The organism is Leptospira mtsangambouensis (assembly GCF_004770475.1).
Classification (GTDB): domain Bacteria; phylum Spirochaetota; class Leptospiria; order Leptospirales; family Leptospiraceae; genus Leptospira_A; species Leptospira_A mtsangambouensis.
Window position 1 is genome coordinate 81,120 of the sequence record NZ_RQHK01000003.1, and the last position, 15,476, is coordinate 96,595.

The 15,476-nt window shown below is 37.3% G+C and carries 10 protein-coding genes; 2 read left to right on the forward strand and 8 right to left on the reverse strand.

The window, feature by feature from the left end; translation table 11 throughout:
• Positions 1-35: 35 nt before the first annotated feature.
• Together EHR01_RS06960 and EHR01_RS06965 are read right to left on the reverse strand one after the other, a co-directional pair.
• A complete protein-coding gene (locus tag EHR01_RS06960; RefSeq protein WP_135693981.1) occupies positions 36-1,727 on the reverse strand; it encodes a methyl-accepting chemotaxis protein in 1,692 nt (563 codons plus the stop codon).
• Positions 1,728-1,845: 118 nt separating this feature from the next.
• Positions 1,846-2,892, reverse strand: coding sequence for a DJ-1/PfpI family protein (locus tag EHR01_RS06965; RefSeq protein WP_135694187.1), 1,047 nt, complete (start codon positions 2,890-2,892; stop codon positions 1,846-1,848).
• A gap of 210 nt (positions 2,893-3,102) precedes the next feature.
• Between EHR01_RS06965 and EHR01_RS06970 the strand changes: the two genes are divergently transcribed.
• Positions 3,103-4,242, forward strand: a complete 1,140-nt coding sequence (locus tag EHR01_RS06970; RefSeq protein ID WP_135693982.1) for an AraC family transcriptional regulator — start codon at positions 3,103-3,105, stop codon at positions 4,240-4,242.
• A 1-nt stretch (position 4,243) separates the two neighbouring features.
• Here EHR01_RS06970 and EHR01_RS06975 read toward each other — a convergent pair whose 3' ends face one another.
• From EHR01_RS06975 to EHR01_RS07000, 6 genes are all read right to left on the reverse strand, one after another.
• Positions 4,244-5,206, reverse strand: a complete 963-nt coding sequence (locus EHR01_RS06975; protein ID WP_269155475.1) for a YheT family hydrolase — start codon at positions 5,204-5,206, stop codon at positions 4,244-4,246.
• Between the two features lie 210 nt (positions 5,207-5,416).
• Entirely contained in the window at positions 5,417-7,108 is a 1,692-nt protein-coding gene (locus EHR01_RS06980) for a glycoside hydrolase family 2 protein (RefSeq protein WP_135693983.1), read from the reverse strand.
• Entirely contained in the window at positions 7,105-8,436 is a 1,332-nt protein-coding gene (locus EHR01_RS06985; protein ID WP_135693984.1) for an MFS transporter, read from the reverse strand. Before EHR01_RS06985 ends, EHR01_RS06980 begins: the two co-directional genes overlap by 4 nt.
• 93 nt (positions 8,437-8,529) lie before the next feature.
• The gene (locus EHR01_RS06990) at positions 8,530-10,053 is read right to left on the reverse strand and encodes a lipid A deacylase LpxR family protein (RefSeq protein WP_135693985.1); all 1,524 of its coding nucleotides are present in this window, start codon (positions 10,051-10,053) and stop codon (positions 8,530-8,532) included.
• A 69-nt stretch (positions 10,054-10,122) separates the two neighbouring features.
• Entirely contained in the window at positions 10,123-12,798 is a 2,676-nt protein-coding gene (locus EHR01_RS06995; protein ID WP_135693986.1) for a beta strand repeat-containing protein, read from the reverse strand.
• Between the two features lie 113 nt (positions 12,799-12,911).
• Positions 12,912-13,229 carry a DUF3817 domain-containing protein gene (locus tag EHR01_RS07000; RefSeq protein WP_135693987.1) on the reverse strand — a complete coding sequence of 106 codons (318 nt, stop codon included), beginning with the start codon at positions 13,227-13,229 and terminating at the stop codon, positions 12,912-12,914.
• Between the two features lie 226 nt (positions 13,230-13,455).
• Here EHR01_RS07000 and EHR01_RS07005 point away from each other — a divergent pair, with 226 nt between their 5' ends.
• The gene (locus tag EHR01_RS07005; RefSeq protein ID WP_135693988.1) at positions 13,456-15,468 is read left to right on the forward strand and encodes a neutral/alkaline non-lysosomal ceramidase N-terminal domain-containing protein; all 2,013 of its coding nucleotides are present in this window, start codon (positions 13,456-13,458) and stop codon (positions 15,466-15,468) included.
• The last annotated feature ends 8 nt before the right edge of the window (positions 15,469-15,476 follow it).

Sequence of the window (15,476 nt, forward strand, 5' to 3'; positions counted from 1 at the left end):
ATGATAAAAACAAGGGGGTATGTTTTCTGCGATGTTTAGTTATTTAGCCAAGCAATTCCTGATTCCAAACTAGGAACAGATTTTAATTCAACGTTTCCTGTTTTAAGAGTTTGGTCATCGATGGAAATGGCGGCCAATGCCGAGTTGGGAACAACAACAGCCATTTTTCTTAGGCTGGAATTACTTGCTTTAGGGAACCAATTGACATTCACCCATTCCTGCGCAGTCCGAGTGACAAGGCCCATCCTTCTTGTGTCTGCTAGCCATTTGCGAATGTTATATTTATGTATAATATTCAAAGCTTCGTTTAAAATCTCTATGTATTTATCTTCGCTAAAATTTGGTGTCCAAACAACTTCTAACAGATCTTTTTCTTTTACATAATAAATACTTCCGATTTCAGAACGGAATTGAAGTTTGTGTGTGGATTCATCTCTTTCTGAAATCGATGATTCATCGGAAACTACATTGGTTTTAAAAAGATCCACCATAGAGATTAGTTTATCAGCTGTATTGGCAATGGCGGTAATTTTTTCTGCAAGTAAGTCGCTACTTTCCGAATTACTAAAGGAAGACTGACTAATGGACGAGACCGAAGCCATCACTTCATTAGTGGCTGTTTTGTGTTCAATAACTGCTTCTTTAATTTCTTCCGATCTTTCTTTTACGAAAGTAGCTTCTTGTAAAAGTTTGTTTTTTAATTCTTTCTGTGTATTTACTGCAGAGTGAACCTCTGTAATTTTTTCTGAGATAGAATCAATGTTTCCAATAATTTCTTGGATTTCCATTGTTGTTTTTTCAATTCTTTCTCTTCCTAAAGAAACATCATTTTGATTCTTCTTCATCAGAGAGTCGATACCTTTCACAGCACTTGCAGTTCTTTCTGCAAGTTTTGAAACTTCTTCGGCAACAACAGCAAATCCTCTACCTGCATCGCCAGCACGCGCAGCTTCAATTGATGCATTGAGTGCAAGCATATTGACTTGTTCGCTGATTTTCGAAATGACATCGACTGTTTTTGAAATTTCAAGTGAACTTTGGGACAAATTGTCCATAGCTTCGTTCATTGTTCGAAGTGTATTTTTTCCTGCTTCAGCACGATCAATAATATTTTTGATGGAATCAAGAGTGCCTTCTACATGTTCCCCTGTTTGATCAATGGCTATCGAAAGTCGATCTACCTCTGAAGTCAGATTGTTCATACTTTGTGAATTATTTTCTGCAATATTTGAGATGGAAACAGCAACTCCAGAAATTTCTTCTATAGAAGCTGATACCTCTTCTGTCGCTGCTGATTGGGATTGTAAGTTGGATGCAAAGTCTAAAGTGACAAGTTTCATTTCTTGAGAGTCTGAAGATAATGTATCAGCAGAAGTTTTTATATGTTGAATGAGTTCTTCTTGTGCTTGTAACATCCTATGAAAGTTCAAATAGAATTCTGCAAGTAAATCATTCTTCTTAAAGATAAGTCGGGTTTGTAAGTTTCCGAGCCCTACCTCTTTAAAAGCCATTTCTAATTTTCCAAAAATCTTTTCAAACCAAGAGCTTAAAAAGAATCCAAAGATTATACTAAGGATTAGTAGAACCGTCAATAAAGTCCCAATTGTCGTTGTTAGGTTTTGAGGTAATGCATTTTGAATCTGCAAAACTATGGCGAAACTGAAAAGCAAAAGCAATCCGAAAGCCAAAAAAGAAAGAAGGAAATAGGTTTTAAGTTTTGAATGCATAATTTTTCTAATTCCAATTTTCAACTTCGCAAAGGAGATGCTAGCCTAAAACTCTATTGAAGGAAATTTTGATTTTAGTTTTCTTTGTTTCACTTCTCGTACGGGACATAATGGTAAACTACTGCGTGGGATATTCCAATTGTGTTGTGACAAACCGCAATGTTTTACTCCCATATCTATATTCAATCTCTAACAATGTATTTTTTAAGTGGTCGATCGGTTTGATTTCGTTTGTAATTTTTTTACTAAGTTGCATTTGCTTTTGATCTTCTTCGTTAGTTTCAGAAACGAACTGGATTCCTGATTTTGTTAAGATCGATTGATTGGTACTTGTCACAGCCAAGGCTTTGGACTTGTAAGTGCGAGAATACGCATCGGCAACAAGAGCAACCGAAATTTCATCGATCCCTTGGTAGATAGGAATCCCGATGGTTTCGTGACTCCAAATGAATGTTAGGTTTTTTGCGGCAGTTGAATACTCATCCCATCCAAAATGAAAAACATCGCTGTTGTGGAAAGAGTCCCAATGGGAAACTCCTAATTCAGTCGCAATGTCTTTTGCTTTTTTGAAACCAACAATTGATTCAACAATCGCTAACGAAATGGGAAGGGAGGCGGTCACACCTGCTGTGGTAATGATATTTTTGTCTTGTAGATATCTTTTATTTTTTGTCCATATCGTATCTTTGAATGATTTGGATAGGTCAGGTAAAGAATACCAATGTCCTGTTGCTTGTTTATCATTTAATAAACCAGCATGGGCCAATGTCCAAACCCCGTCACAAATTCCAACGATGGTTGCACCTTGTTTATTCTGATTTTGAATCCAATGGATTATTGTTTTATTGTGAGAATTGTGTATGGCTGGAACAATTACAAGGTCAGCACCTTCGGGATACAAAGTATCAAAATCTGCTATAGAAGTAGTAATTTCAATAGAAAGTGTTGGGAACATATCCATTCGACCCTTGTTAGGTGCAATGGCAAATACATCTGCTATTTCTGCCCGCTTGAATACTCCATAGGGAATGATAAAATCAGTTAGTTCTGTATATTGATTTTCGCCAATGATGGCAATGACTGGTTTTTGATGAGTTTTTTTTACCTGAATCTTCTCTAGGTTTTTTTTTGTTGGGGTTTGCCCAAATAAATGGGAGGATCCCATTCCAAATGGTAAACTCATCAAAATGAAGATACAGAGGAATAGAATTTTGATTAGAAGGTGATTTGTTGAGGGATTGTTTTTTGTTTTCATTCCTTAAGTATTACATCATTTGGTCTTTCAGTCGTCCATCCGGATACAGACGGACTAAAAAAGGAAGAAACATTCTTTAAAAAAATAGACAGAAAGAAAAATCGCATTCTTCATTGAGAAATGAATCTGATTCCATTTGCAGGAGCCATCATCTCCTGCTTGCTCGCAATCTCATACTGGATTGAATCAAAAGAAAAAAATTTGAATACAAAAGAAAATCAGTTTTTGCAAGACCATCATCACCCAACGTTAATTCAATCTGAGAATCGTTTTCTTTATCGGTATGCACCTTCGTTTCTTTTTTTTTCGCTTACCATCTTACAATTTCATATTTATGCGGAGTTCACAAATCAGATTCCATTGTTCCCAGTTCTTTATGGGATTCATATTCCTTGCCTTCTACTCATTGGACCTCTTAGTTATATTTTTTTTGAAGATATGAGTGGTGGTGGGTTTAAAAAAATCCGATCGTACCATTTTTTACCCAGTTTTATTAGTTTCATTTATCTATTTGTAGTTGGGTTAAAACTCTTTTCGTGGTCACATGTGGATTCGCTGGTCCATGATCCTACTTACTTCGATCATACTTCCATTGTTTTGTTTCTGGGCTTAGGAGTTCTATCTATCTTTGGATATACACTTACCATATTGATTCGGATATTTCGTTGGAAGTTTGACTTGAATGGTACAATCGATTCTTCTTTTTTGCCTTTTCTCTATTTTATGAGCTATTCTTTGTTAGTTGTTACTTTGTTTGTTACTGCACAGCTTTTTTTTATGGAGATATTTTTTGTTGCATGTGCTGGACTTACTTTTCTTTTGGCCTATGTTTTATTGTTAAAAATAAACCATAAAGAGTTCATTCCTAATTTTAAGAAAGAAACTCGATTGGCTCGTTATCAAGAAAGCCGGATCAAAGGAGTCGATACCGCTTTGGTTCTGCAACAACTGGAAGAGCTGATGAGTTCTGAAAAATTATATTTAAATGAAGACCTTAGTTTGGCAATTTTAGCAAAACGGCTGGGGATTAATACCCACCAACTTTCCGAAATTTTAAACTCGAAACTTGGTTGTAATTTTCGTAATTTGATCAATGGATATCGTTTGCAGGAATCAGCAAGACTTCTATTAGAGCAACCACAGATGACAATCTTGAGTGTGATCTATGCTTCGGGGTTTAATTCAAAGTCTTCCTTTCATAAACTTTTCCAAAATCAATTTGGTCTCTCGCCACAAAAATATCGATCAAAACTTGACTAACTTAAGTTCGTTTCTTTTTCTTTGTTGTTTTTTGTTTTGGGGTGTCAGCCTTCAGAACTGCTGCAAAGTATTCACCAATGACCATATCCGACCAAGAATTTGCTTTGAGTCCTTGGAAATATGCAATATGACTCCCACGTTTGGTATGTAAATGAATTGTATTGGGAAGAGTTTCTAACCAATGTAAGTTTTCCAAAACGTTTTGATTCACACAAATGGGATCGTCTGCCGAGTTTAGGACAAGTAAAGGAGTTTTTATATTTTTTGCAACTAACACCGGGTTGGAGTGGTAATAGTATTTTTCCTTATTTTTGAATCCTGAAACGGTATGCAACTTGTCTTGAAACTCGCCGATGGTTTTGATTTTTAATAATTCATCAATTCCTTTTAGTTTTGATAAACTTTCATAATGTGTTTTCAAAAAATAGTTAATCAATCTTTGACCCATTATTTTGCTATAAACAGGATGAACTCGATGAAAAGCTTTTTCTATATCATAGGCAGGAGAGACCGCTACAGCAGCTTTGAATTGGCTTTTTGCACCAGCTTCACCTAAATAACGAGCGAGTAAACCAGATCCAGCGGAAATTCCAACACCGAACATTTGTTTGTTTGGATATTTTTTTTGGATATGAGCTAGTTGTTCTTTTAGGTCGGAGGTGGAGCCCATTGTGTTAATTTTTGGTGTTTTGAGAGGTAGGTTCCCATGGCCTCTGCGAATGCAGACTACTACAATCCAATTATAACGTTCCCGTAAGTATTTTACAGTGGATTTTACGTCTTGTTCATCGCCGCTAATCGTATGAAAAACTACGATGATCGGATTTGTATCATTTTTCGTATTATTAGTTAAACCTGACCAAGCAAGACCGGTGATCCCCCCGTCTTTCATTTTTAATTGTTCCAATCGATCGTAATCAAATTTTTTTGTTCGATATTCTCGAAACATTAGAAGAAGTAACATTAAGTGTTGGTTAAAACACCAGATTGTCGGGTAATACTTTTTTGTTAGGTGAGGTGATTGGTCAATAACACCTAACGAAAAATCGGATTCACTGAATCTGAGAACTGGTGTTTCTACCACTTCCCAAAAATAGTAGATTAGAAATACTATCAAACTAATAAAGAAAAAAGTTAAAAGAGGATGACCAAACAAAATATTCACTGAAATGTCCTATTTGTAGATGAGTTTTGCATTTAAGTTTTTCATGAAATCAATATCAAATTTAACCACTTTTCTATCGTATGTGACGATTCCGTTTATTTCTTCTTCGACATCGCTTACTTGGGTATAAATTGAAGCACTTAACCCTTGGTCGATCAAAGGGATTAGTTCGGATTCAATTAAGTTTTTATATTCTGTTTCCAAACTTTGTTTATCAGGTAAGATTTTATATCCGAAAAGTTTATTTTCATCGAATACATGGCCTTCCGTTTTTAATGAGTATCCACCAAATTCACTAAGCACTATGACTCTTTTTTCTTTTTTCGGGACTTTTAACTTTTGGTAGTATAAGTGTAAACTTTTTAGTTCACTACTTTCTTGGCCTTGATCATACCAACCACTGACACTGTCGATAGTTCTTGTATCGTCTAGTTTTTTTAATTTCTCAGTGAGTTGTATGCTATCAAATTGTCCCCAACCTTCATTGAACAAAACCCAAACAGATAAACTGACTGTATTTTTTAATAAATTTACAGTTTTGTCGATTTCGGATATGAATTCTGTTCTTCCTGCTTCATCGGTTCTATTTAGAAATTTGTATTTTGTGTCTTTAGTTTTCCAACCAATAAAAGGCAAGTATGCTACTTTCCAAGTTTCATACGCACCACCACCACAAACAAAATCCTGCCAAACAAGAACTCCCAATCGATCACAATGGTAATACCAACGTAATGGCTCAATTTTAATATGTTTTCTTAACATATTAAAACCCATTTCTTTCATCAGTTTGATTTCTTTTTCCATCGCTTCATCGTTAGGTGGCGTCAATAGTCCTTCCGACCAATACCCCTGGTCTAAAAGTCCATTATGGAAATATGGTTTATTGTTTAAAAATAATCTTTTGAACTTACCATCAAAGCCGATTGAAAATTTTCTCATTCCAAAATATGATTTTACTGTATCACTAGATGATTTAATTAAAACGTCATAAAGTTTTGGATTTTCTGGTGCCCAAAGTTCCATATTGGGAATTTCGATATTGGCAGTTTTTAATGACGATTCCCCAATGATCTTATTTCCATCAATAATTTGAATGGTCACATCATTGCTATCTGTTGTTACAATGATTTCGACAGTCTTTGTATCAATGTTTGGTGTGATCTTAATGTCTTTTATATAGTCTTTGGAGACACTTTCTAGCCAAACGGTTTGCCAAATCCCTGATTGAGGTGTATACCAGATTCCACCACGTTTAAGTTTTTGTTTTCCACGTGCTTGTGGTCCAAAGTCTGTTGGATCTTTGACCATGAGTTGGATTTGATTTTTACCAACTTGAATCCAGTTGCTAATATCAAATTGGAATGGTAAAAATCCACCTTTGTGCGATCCTACTTCTTTCCCATTAATAAAACATATACATGAATAATCGACAGCACCAAAGTGAAGTAATGTGATATCGTGGATAAAATCAGAAGGAATCTCAAACTGTTTTTTATATACTAGCTCTTCATCAGGTTGCAGAATAAAACTCCCGATACCACTTGCGATAGACTCAGGAGAAAAGGGGACATTGATTTTATAATCGATTTTAGATTTATGGTCTGATTTAATATGCGTTAGATCCCATTCACCGTTTAAATTAATATAACTATCTCGTTCAAGTTGTGGGCGGGGGTATTCTGTATGAGAAATTTTTTTCATTTTGAAAGGTTACCTTTAAAAAGTAAAGAGAGCGGAATGAAGATTAACAAACAAAAAATAGCACCAACTAAAAAGATTTCTGGAGCAGGTACATGTGCTGTGGCACCATTGAAAGGATCAATGTAGGTAAGATTAGTTCTCTCGTTGATTGTTTGTCCAATCATTGGACCAATATACATTGGAATTAAGACAAAGAATATCATTCGAATCCCTTGCAATTTCCCTGTATTTTCCTGGGGTGTGTAATCTCGAATTTGTGCTCCCAAAAGAGCCAAAACCTGAACAAATCCTGTGATTAAAATGAGACTTGTTATTCCAGTTAACCACATAACTTCTGTTTTTAAGTTCAGATCAATGGTTTTTGACATTGTATATAAAGAAAGCATTCCCAAAATATAAATAATCGAAAAGTATATCAGTAATTTGTTTTTATTTTTTCCATCGAATTGTTTTCCAAGTAAAACTGTGATGATACTTGCTCCAAGAATCACTCCAGCAAGAACGATAGAATATTGGATGGCATCAAATTTTAAATACTCTTGCATATAGATAATAAGGTAAGGCATATAAACTTGACTTGCAATTCCGTAGATTCCCATCGCTAAAAAATATAAATACAAACTTTGATTCTGTTTGATTACATCTAATTTAAATCCGTACGCAAGGTCAGATAAAAAATTTGTGTTTTGTTTTTTAAGATCTGGGTTGTCTTTGATTATCCAAATTCCAATCAGTCCGGAAACCGACATCATGGTTCCGACTGCAACAAAGAGTCCGGGATAACCAAGTGCATTCACGATGATTCCAAAACCACCAGCAACAATCAACATTGCAAGCAGTGGCATTGCTGATAGAACCCCTTCTGCAAGACTCCTTGCATTTTCCGTATTATCGGTAACGTAGGCATTGAAGGCTGCGTCGTTGGCAGTAGAACCAAATGCAGTCATGATACAATCTAAAGTAATCACAATTGCAATGGTAAGACTAATTATTTGGTTTGTGTCTGATAGATGAAACCATTCGGCAGTATTTTCTTTTGAGATGAATGCAAAGGAAAGTGTGAGTAAACCCCAAAGAAGATAACCAAAAGAGATAAAATACTTTCGATTCCCTGCTTTATCGGTTAAGATTCCGGCGATTAAGGTTGTGAAGGTAGCAACAATTCCACTTAGTTGGACCATCAAAGTGACGGAAGCCGTATTTTTTGCGATGGTATTATAAATAAAAAGATTAAAGTACATATTCTCAACGGACCAAGCGATCTGTCCAACGAGACCGAATAGAATGAGTACAAACCAGAGTCGTCCACCTAAATTGTGATTGTTCATGATCGCATAGTGTCAGCGAAAGACACCTGTATTGGCGACCAAAATTTTGACACTGGTTCAAATTTCTTTGATAGTGATTCTAATTACAAAAAATTAAAATACTTTTCCTAATTGAAATCCCAGCCATTGGTGCTGTTGGGGCAATCCTTTTCCAGATTGGAAATCGATCGTTTGGTAGTTGTAATGAATTCCAAATAAAAAACCAGCATTGGATACGGAAACAAATCCAGCACGGACAAAACCAACAGCCCGTTTTAAATCAGCTACATAGGTTTTATCATCTCTATATTCAATTTCTTCACGTAACAGTTGCAATAAGACTTCCCTTTGTTTTGGATCCAAAATGAATTGTGATAAAATTTCATAGGAATACAGCCTAATGATAGGTGGTAATTTTCCTCCGTCCGGTCTAAAGATGGAATAAATAGCCAGAGCACGAGCGTTATCTGGTATTTGGTCCCATTGGTCTGAAAGATTTTTTAGCAAAAATAATCTCATCCCTCTTTCTATATCTTCTGCACCATTGAAAATATTATTAAAAATTAGATAATTGAGTCCAATATCATAGGGATTTGTTGTCCCTTTTACTAAAAATTCGTTAAACAAAATATATCTTTGTAATGAGTTTCTACCATTATCTTCTGCAAGGGCTCTATACAGAATTTCTCTTTCACCAGTTTCTGGAGTTGGATTATTTAAATAGTTATCCCAATTGCTAAACGCTGATTGTCTATTTTGTGCTTTGTAAGTTTTGTCTGTTCCCATTTGACCTTGGATGGTCGCATTATAAAATTGAAATGTTCCTCCGGGATTAATATAAAAATACCAATATCCTTTCCCATCTTCATGGAGAATGGGAGGACCGGGTTGTAAGGCCGAACTTCCAGGGCCAGGTGTTTTATCAACATTTCCAAATCGAAAGATCAGTCCAAATGAGGCATCTGTTTGGATATTCCCAAGATTCAAATTGTATTGTGTGCCAAAAAAACGATGATGAAATTTTCTTACATCAGTTCGCAATGCACCTGAATATGAGTTTGGAATTTGTGTATCCCAACCTTGCGGTGTTGGCGAACCAATTAAGTTATGAAAATTCATTTGGGCTGACTTGCCACCTACAGATGGTCCAATCATTCCCACTTCAAGTTCTGTTGTGATACTTGTGTCTTCTGTTGCGGTTGTTAAAGAATTACTAAAGTAGGCACGGCTTGAATATGGCCTGTCTCCATAGGAAACATCCGCCTTCGTAATATTAGTTGGTGTATAAAACTCCTGTCCTAATGCAAATCCTTGTAGATGTTTTGTAGTTTGAGATGGGGTAACAAATAGATCATTCCAGTATCCTAATATTCTTCTGGTAGGATTGGATTCCCCGGCAGTCATATGAAATTCTAATCGAGAACCATTGGTATAATAACGGTCAGAAAAGGCACCGAAGGCATCATTTTCCATGATGAGTCGAATCTGGTATTGGTCTTTTGGCTCTATAACAGATTTTTCAATTTCGGGAAGGACTTCCTTTTTGCTAGGGTATTGTTTTTTTGCCACCTTTGTTGTTTGGGCATTCAAACTAATGTTAAAAATAACCAAAAGAAAAAGGAGACGGAAGGCTTTCATGGTCCTATAGAAAAATCCCCAGAGGAATCCGCAAGGAACTCTCCAGGGTTTTGGTAAATGTCTAGAAGTTTAATTGACTGTCAAAGTTCCCATTTGGGCATCTGAAAAGGAAAGACCGGAATTGGAACCGTTTCCATCTAAATCACAGTAGGTGGTTGAAGTGATGCCAGCGATGGAAAACCGAAAAACAAATCGATATGTACCTGGTGTTGACGGTGCAGTCAGGGTAGTGAAATACTCATCGTCGTTACCAATCTGAAGGTTAAAAGCTGCGGGTGTAAACACCCATAAATGAGGGTGGGTGATCGGGTTTGTATTATTTGGGCCATAACCCGCACTTGCCGCAACCCTGTTATCAGCTCCCGCTACGTCAGAGATTCCTGTGTGGTAAACTCTACCATAAACGATGTCAGTGGTTCCACCAGCATTTGCGATGAGACCATTTGGCCATTGTAAGACACAATAATGTACAATTGGTAAATTCGTTGGTGTTTTATTTACTTCGGTACTGAGAGAACTTTCTCCGCCGGCATGGATTGCCGCCAAACGAAAGTAATATACTGTATCGTTGGTAAGTCCAGTCACAACAATAGGAGAGGATGTGCCGGAAACCGAGGCATTACTTGTCGTAACCCCAGACGAAGTTCCATAATAGACTTTGTAACTAGTGGCTCCCGCAATTGTCGAAAATGCAATGGAGATTTGAGTGTTGCCTACGGTGGCAGACGAGATGGTTGGTGCGGATGGTGGTCCTACTGACACAGCCAAGCTGGAAACAGTTGATATATTTCCAGCTTGGTCACAACTTCTTGCTTTTATCGTATAACTTCCGTTTGGTAAAGTAGCAGCTGTTGAATATTCTGTGCCACTAGAAATTGTGCAGGTCGATCCACCACTAAAAGATGGGTCGGTTCCTGAAGTTGAGTATGCAGTTTTTTTGCAGCCTGTTCCGCCAGTATCACTGCAACTTAAGGTAACGGTGGTTCCACTGGTATGTGGTCCACTAGTTGTAGGAGAAGTGATACTAACGTTTGGTGCTGTTGTATCCTTGGTAAGTGAAAGAGAATTGGATCCATAATTAGAAACTAGGTTTGCAACGCAGATTCGAATTGTATTTGATCCGACAGAAAAGAGACCATTTGTAATGGTGGATGTGGTGTCTGGACCGCCTGCAGAAACACTTCCAGTTATATTGAGATTTCCAGATCCGTTCGACAATGCCGTTCCTGTAGAACAACTTGAGCCACCTAAACGCAATTGGTAAGTTCCTGCTTTGGAACTTTGCCAAGATATTGAAACCGTTTCCGTTCCATCTATGTAAGTAGGATGGGCGTTGATTGTAATGTTGGCAACAGTTGTATCGACTCTATACAGTCCGGTGGTAACGGCACTTACATTTCCTGCAGAATCCCTTGCAATGTACTTTAGGTAATTTGAATTTGCGTCGGAAAGTGAAACGGCTGCTGTGTATTCTGTTCCGGATGTGATATTTCCTGTGGATCCGTTGATCACTGGATTTGTAGGTGCAGAACCTGATTGCAATGCATACGCCATTTTTGTACAACCAGATCCGCCAGTATCAGAACAAGCGAAAGTAACAGATGTCGTCGTGGAAAAATCTCCCTGACCAGGAGTAGGTGTGACGACCGGTGCTGTATCATCTCGAGTGATCTGAAATGTTTGAGACCCAGTGAGTCCTAAAGCAGTGACACAAATTCTATATTCTTTATTTCCTTCTGAAGTGAAATGAGACCCTGCGTTTCTTGTGAAAGTTTTATTTACACTAGCGGTTGCAGATCCATTGTCAACTTCCGTTCCATTGTTACAAGAGGATGAGCCTTCTCTAATACTGTAAGTTCCGGTTTTATTAGAAGTCCAAGTAGCAGTTGAGTTGGCGATGGCTCCTGCTGAATTACTAATATAATTTGCTGAAAGCGATACAGAAATTGAAGGAGCTGCTGAATCAATTGTATAAGTTCCTGTAGTGACTGTTGATACGTTCCCTGCAAGGTCTCTACATAATGCTTTTAATGTATAATTTCCATCACCGGAAAAAGTAATCGATTTACTTGGAGGATTTACCGTTGTACCAACCTTAGGTGAAAAAGAAGGAGTACTTCCATCGATCGTATAAAGAATAGAACCTGGAGCGATAGAATCTTGGCACTGGATATTGATGTTAATATTGGAGGAGGAGGTGGCGGAACTCGGAGACAAATTTAATGTTGGCGAAACATTATCTGTTAATACTTGACCAATCGTTGTATCATTTGCTGTTCCATCTCCATCTGTATCAAATCCATCCGGTACCCCATCTTTATTCGCATCAACTAATACCACTGTAGTGCCAGAGCCGTTTGGACCTGTTGTGACTGTAATGATCCCTAAGTCGTTGACAGAAATATAATAGTCGGCAATGCCATCACCATTTTGGTCAATGGCATCAGGTACCCCGTCACCATTTGTATCAAGCAAGATCATCGAAGGGAAATCATTTCCATTCAAAGTAATCCCGTCTGATACTCCATCTCCATTCGAATCAGTGAGAATTCCATCGGAGACTCCGTTTTGATTCAAATCAATCGCTGCACCGGGTTTTAAGTTTGCTGAATTCCCTGAAGAACCTCCACCTAAACCTAACAAAACAGATTCCATACCTGATTTTTTGTCTTCGCCTGGCAGTAAGATACATTGGGCTAGAATTAGAATGGACATAAATAGTGGAGTTAGGTGGATCTTTTTCATATGGTTTTTCTCTTGTTAGTCGATAACCACATACCAAAGAAATTTATTAACTTGTCAATAGGAAATCAATAGGCTTGTACTCATTCTTTTTTACAATTTGGTCGTGACAAAAATTACGTATCCTCTTTCGAATCATCTTTCAAATATAAATAACGTTCAGCGACAAAGGTTCCAAATGGAAGAACGGAGGCCAGGGCAGCTAAAAAAGTTTTTTTCAGTTTCCAACCTAATTCCACTTTGACTTGGAACAGTTCCACCAAATACAAAAGGAATAATAATCCGTGGACAAGACCAACGATCTTATTCGGTTCTGGATTTTGATACAGATACTTGAGAGGCATGGTCACAAAGAGAATTGTGAGAAATGAAAGGCCTTCCAAAAAAGCCAAAATGCGAAATCTTCCTAATTTTGTTTGGAGTAAAGTATACAAAGGTAAATCCTTTAAAGTTCGGTATTTTCCAGGTTCTCGAATTTCTTTGGATACGTCCTTACTTTCTTCAGTGACTTACCTTTCCCTTTTGGTTTCCTTTTGCCTTTTTTTGAATCAAAATGCCAGGTTTTTTGAGAAATGAGACCTTCCCGTATGATCTGAATTTAGAATTAGTCGACAATTGTTCGGGATTGACATTTCAGGTGAAACAATTACAATCTGAAAGATGCACTTTCGAATTTCACTTATTGTTCTCTTTTGTTTCACACTTTCTCTCCATTCCGAAGAGAAACCAGTCTATTCAGCCGCGATGGCAAAAAAAGACATCACAGGACCGTCTGTTGGTGTTATGTTTTGGGGTTATGCGAGAGAAGACCAAACTGGGCTTGGGATTCACACGAGGCAGTATGCTCGTTCCCTAGTCATTCGAGACCAAAGTTCCAAAAAACTGTTAGCTTATGTGACTGCTGAGGTAGGAGGAATTCCTTTTGAAATCCAAAGAGATGTTGTCAAAAGGCTTCAGTTGGAATTAGATCCTTCGTTTAACTATGGTAATGTGTTAATCAATGCATCACATACACACAGTGGTCCAGCGGGACATTTTCACTATTCTGAAGTTTCTTTTTATTCAAAAGAATTTTATTCAGAATCTTATGCGGTTCTTAGAGATGGAATTTTTGAATCAATTAAAGAAGCTTATCAAAAATTAAAACCTGCAGAATTGATCGTCGGCAAAGCTATGGTGAAGGAAGCGGGTGTTAACCGGAGCCTTTCTGCCTATCTAGCCAACCCGGAATTGGAAAGAAAAACTTTCTCGGATAATATTGATCGGGAAATGCTCCAACTAACAGTATCTATATCTGGAGTTCCAATTGGATTTGTAAATTGGTATGGTGTACATCCAACCAATATTACTTTTGACAATCGTCTTATTTCTTCAGATAACAAAGGGATTGCATCCTTACTGGCAGAGTCAGAAGCCAAAAAACAAGGTTTAAACGATTTTGTTGCGATTTTTGCTCAAGCAAACGAAGGTGATGTTTCACCCAATCTTAATTTAGATAACACCGGTCCAGGAAAGGACATGTATGACAGTAGTTTTATCATAGGCAAAAGACAATTTTTAGCAAGCCAAGAGATTTTGAAATCAGAAGGCAAACGATTGTCAGGTGGCATTTCATTCACGCAACGGTTTATTGATATGAGTAAACACCCTGTCAGTAGCGAATTTTCTGGGACTGGTAAAGCAGAAATCACATGTCCTTCTGCCTATGGATATTCATTTGCTGCTGGTTCTACTGAAGAAGGAGGAGGGCATTGGTTGTTCCACGAAGGTATGACAAACCAAAATCGTAGATTTTATATTGATTGGATTGCAAGGTTTATGTTGCAGTCTCCTTCTCAAGAATTGAGGGAATGTCAAAATCCGAAAGCTGTTCTATTTCCTATGGGAGAGACAAAACCCATTCCAAGTCTTCCGCAAATTTTGCCTTATGGACTTGCAACAGTTGGAAATTTAACGATTTTGGTTTTGCCACATGAAGTCACAACAATGTCGAGTCGAAGATTAAAAAAAGAAGTTCAGTCTGTATTAAAAGAAGGTGCTTCAGAAATTGTATTGTCTGGATTGACAAACGATTTTTCAGGATACATCACAACACCGGAAGAATATTCTACACAAAACTATGAAGGTGGTCATACCTTACATGGACCTCAAAGTTTAAATGCTCTAAGACAAGAGTTTCATAAAATGTCATTGGAATTGAAAAGTGGTATTCCAGCACCTGCTACGACACTTATGCCATTGGATTTATCTGATCGAGTTCATCCTTTAAAAATTCCTTCTGCTGATGTGGTTTCAAATAAACCTCAAAATATCATCCAACCTAACGCAGAGACGTATCAAAAAGGTGGTGTGATCTCTTGTCGAGTGGCCTCTGCACATCCCAATGTTGGGTATCCAAAAGTTTTTTCCTATCTTTGGGTTGAGACTCTTGATGGTGCAACTTGGAAGCGGATTCGTTCCGACGCAGATTTTGATACAAAATTTATTTATCAAAAAAAGGGTCTTTGGGGTAAAAATGAAGAAAGTTTAGAATTACTTTGGGAAACAAGTGCTGAAACCAAATCCGGTGAATACCGCTTAGTTCACGAAGGAATGTATCTCAGTGCTGATGGAAAAAGAAATCATTACCGTATAGAGTGTCCAAACTTTCGAATTGGAGAAAGAGGAATATAAGATTGCCA

Excerpts from the sequence above, each read along its gene's own strand:
- EHR01_RS06960 (WP_135693981.1), bottom strand. The coding sequence starts at position 1,727 with ATGCATTCAAAACTTAAAACCTATTTCCTTCTTTCTTTTTTGGCTTTC.
- EHR01_RS06965 (WP_135694187.1), bottom strand. The coding sequence starts at position 2,892 with ATGGGATCCTCCCATTTATTTGGGCAAACCCCAACAAAAAAAAACCTA.
- EHR01_RS06970 (WP_135693982.1), top strand. The coding sequence starts at position 3,103 with ATGAATCTGATTCCATTTGCAGGAGCCATCATCTCCTGCTTGCTCGCA.
- EHR01_RS06975 (WP_269155475.1), bottom strand. The coding sequence starts at position 5,206 with ATGTTACTTCTTCTAATGTTTCGAGAATATCGAACAAAAAAATTTGAT.
- EHR01_RS06980 (WP_135693983.1), bottom strand. The coding sequence starts at position 7,108 with ATGAAAAAAATTTCTCATACAGAATACCCCCGCCCACAACTTGAACGA.
- EHR01_RS06985 (WP_135693984.1), bottom strand. The coding sequence starts at position 8,436 with ATGAACAATCACAATTTAGGTGGACGACTCTGGTTTGTACTCATTCTA.
- EHR01_RS06990 (WP_135693985.1), bottom strand. The coding sequence starts at position 10,053 with ATGAAAGCCTTCCGTCTCCTTTTTCTTTTGGTTATTTTTAACATTAGT.
- EHR01_RS06995 (WP_135693986.1), bottom strand. The coding sequence starts at position 12,798 with ATGAAAAAGATCCACCTAACTCCACTATTTATGTCCATTCTAATTCTA.
- EHR01_RS07005 (WP_135693988.1), top strand. The coding sequence starts at position 13,456 with ATGCACTTTCGAATTTCACTTATTGTTCTCTTTTGTTTCACACTTTCT.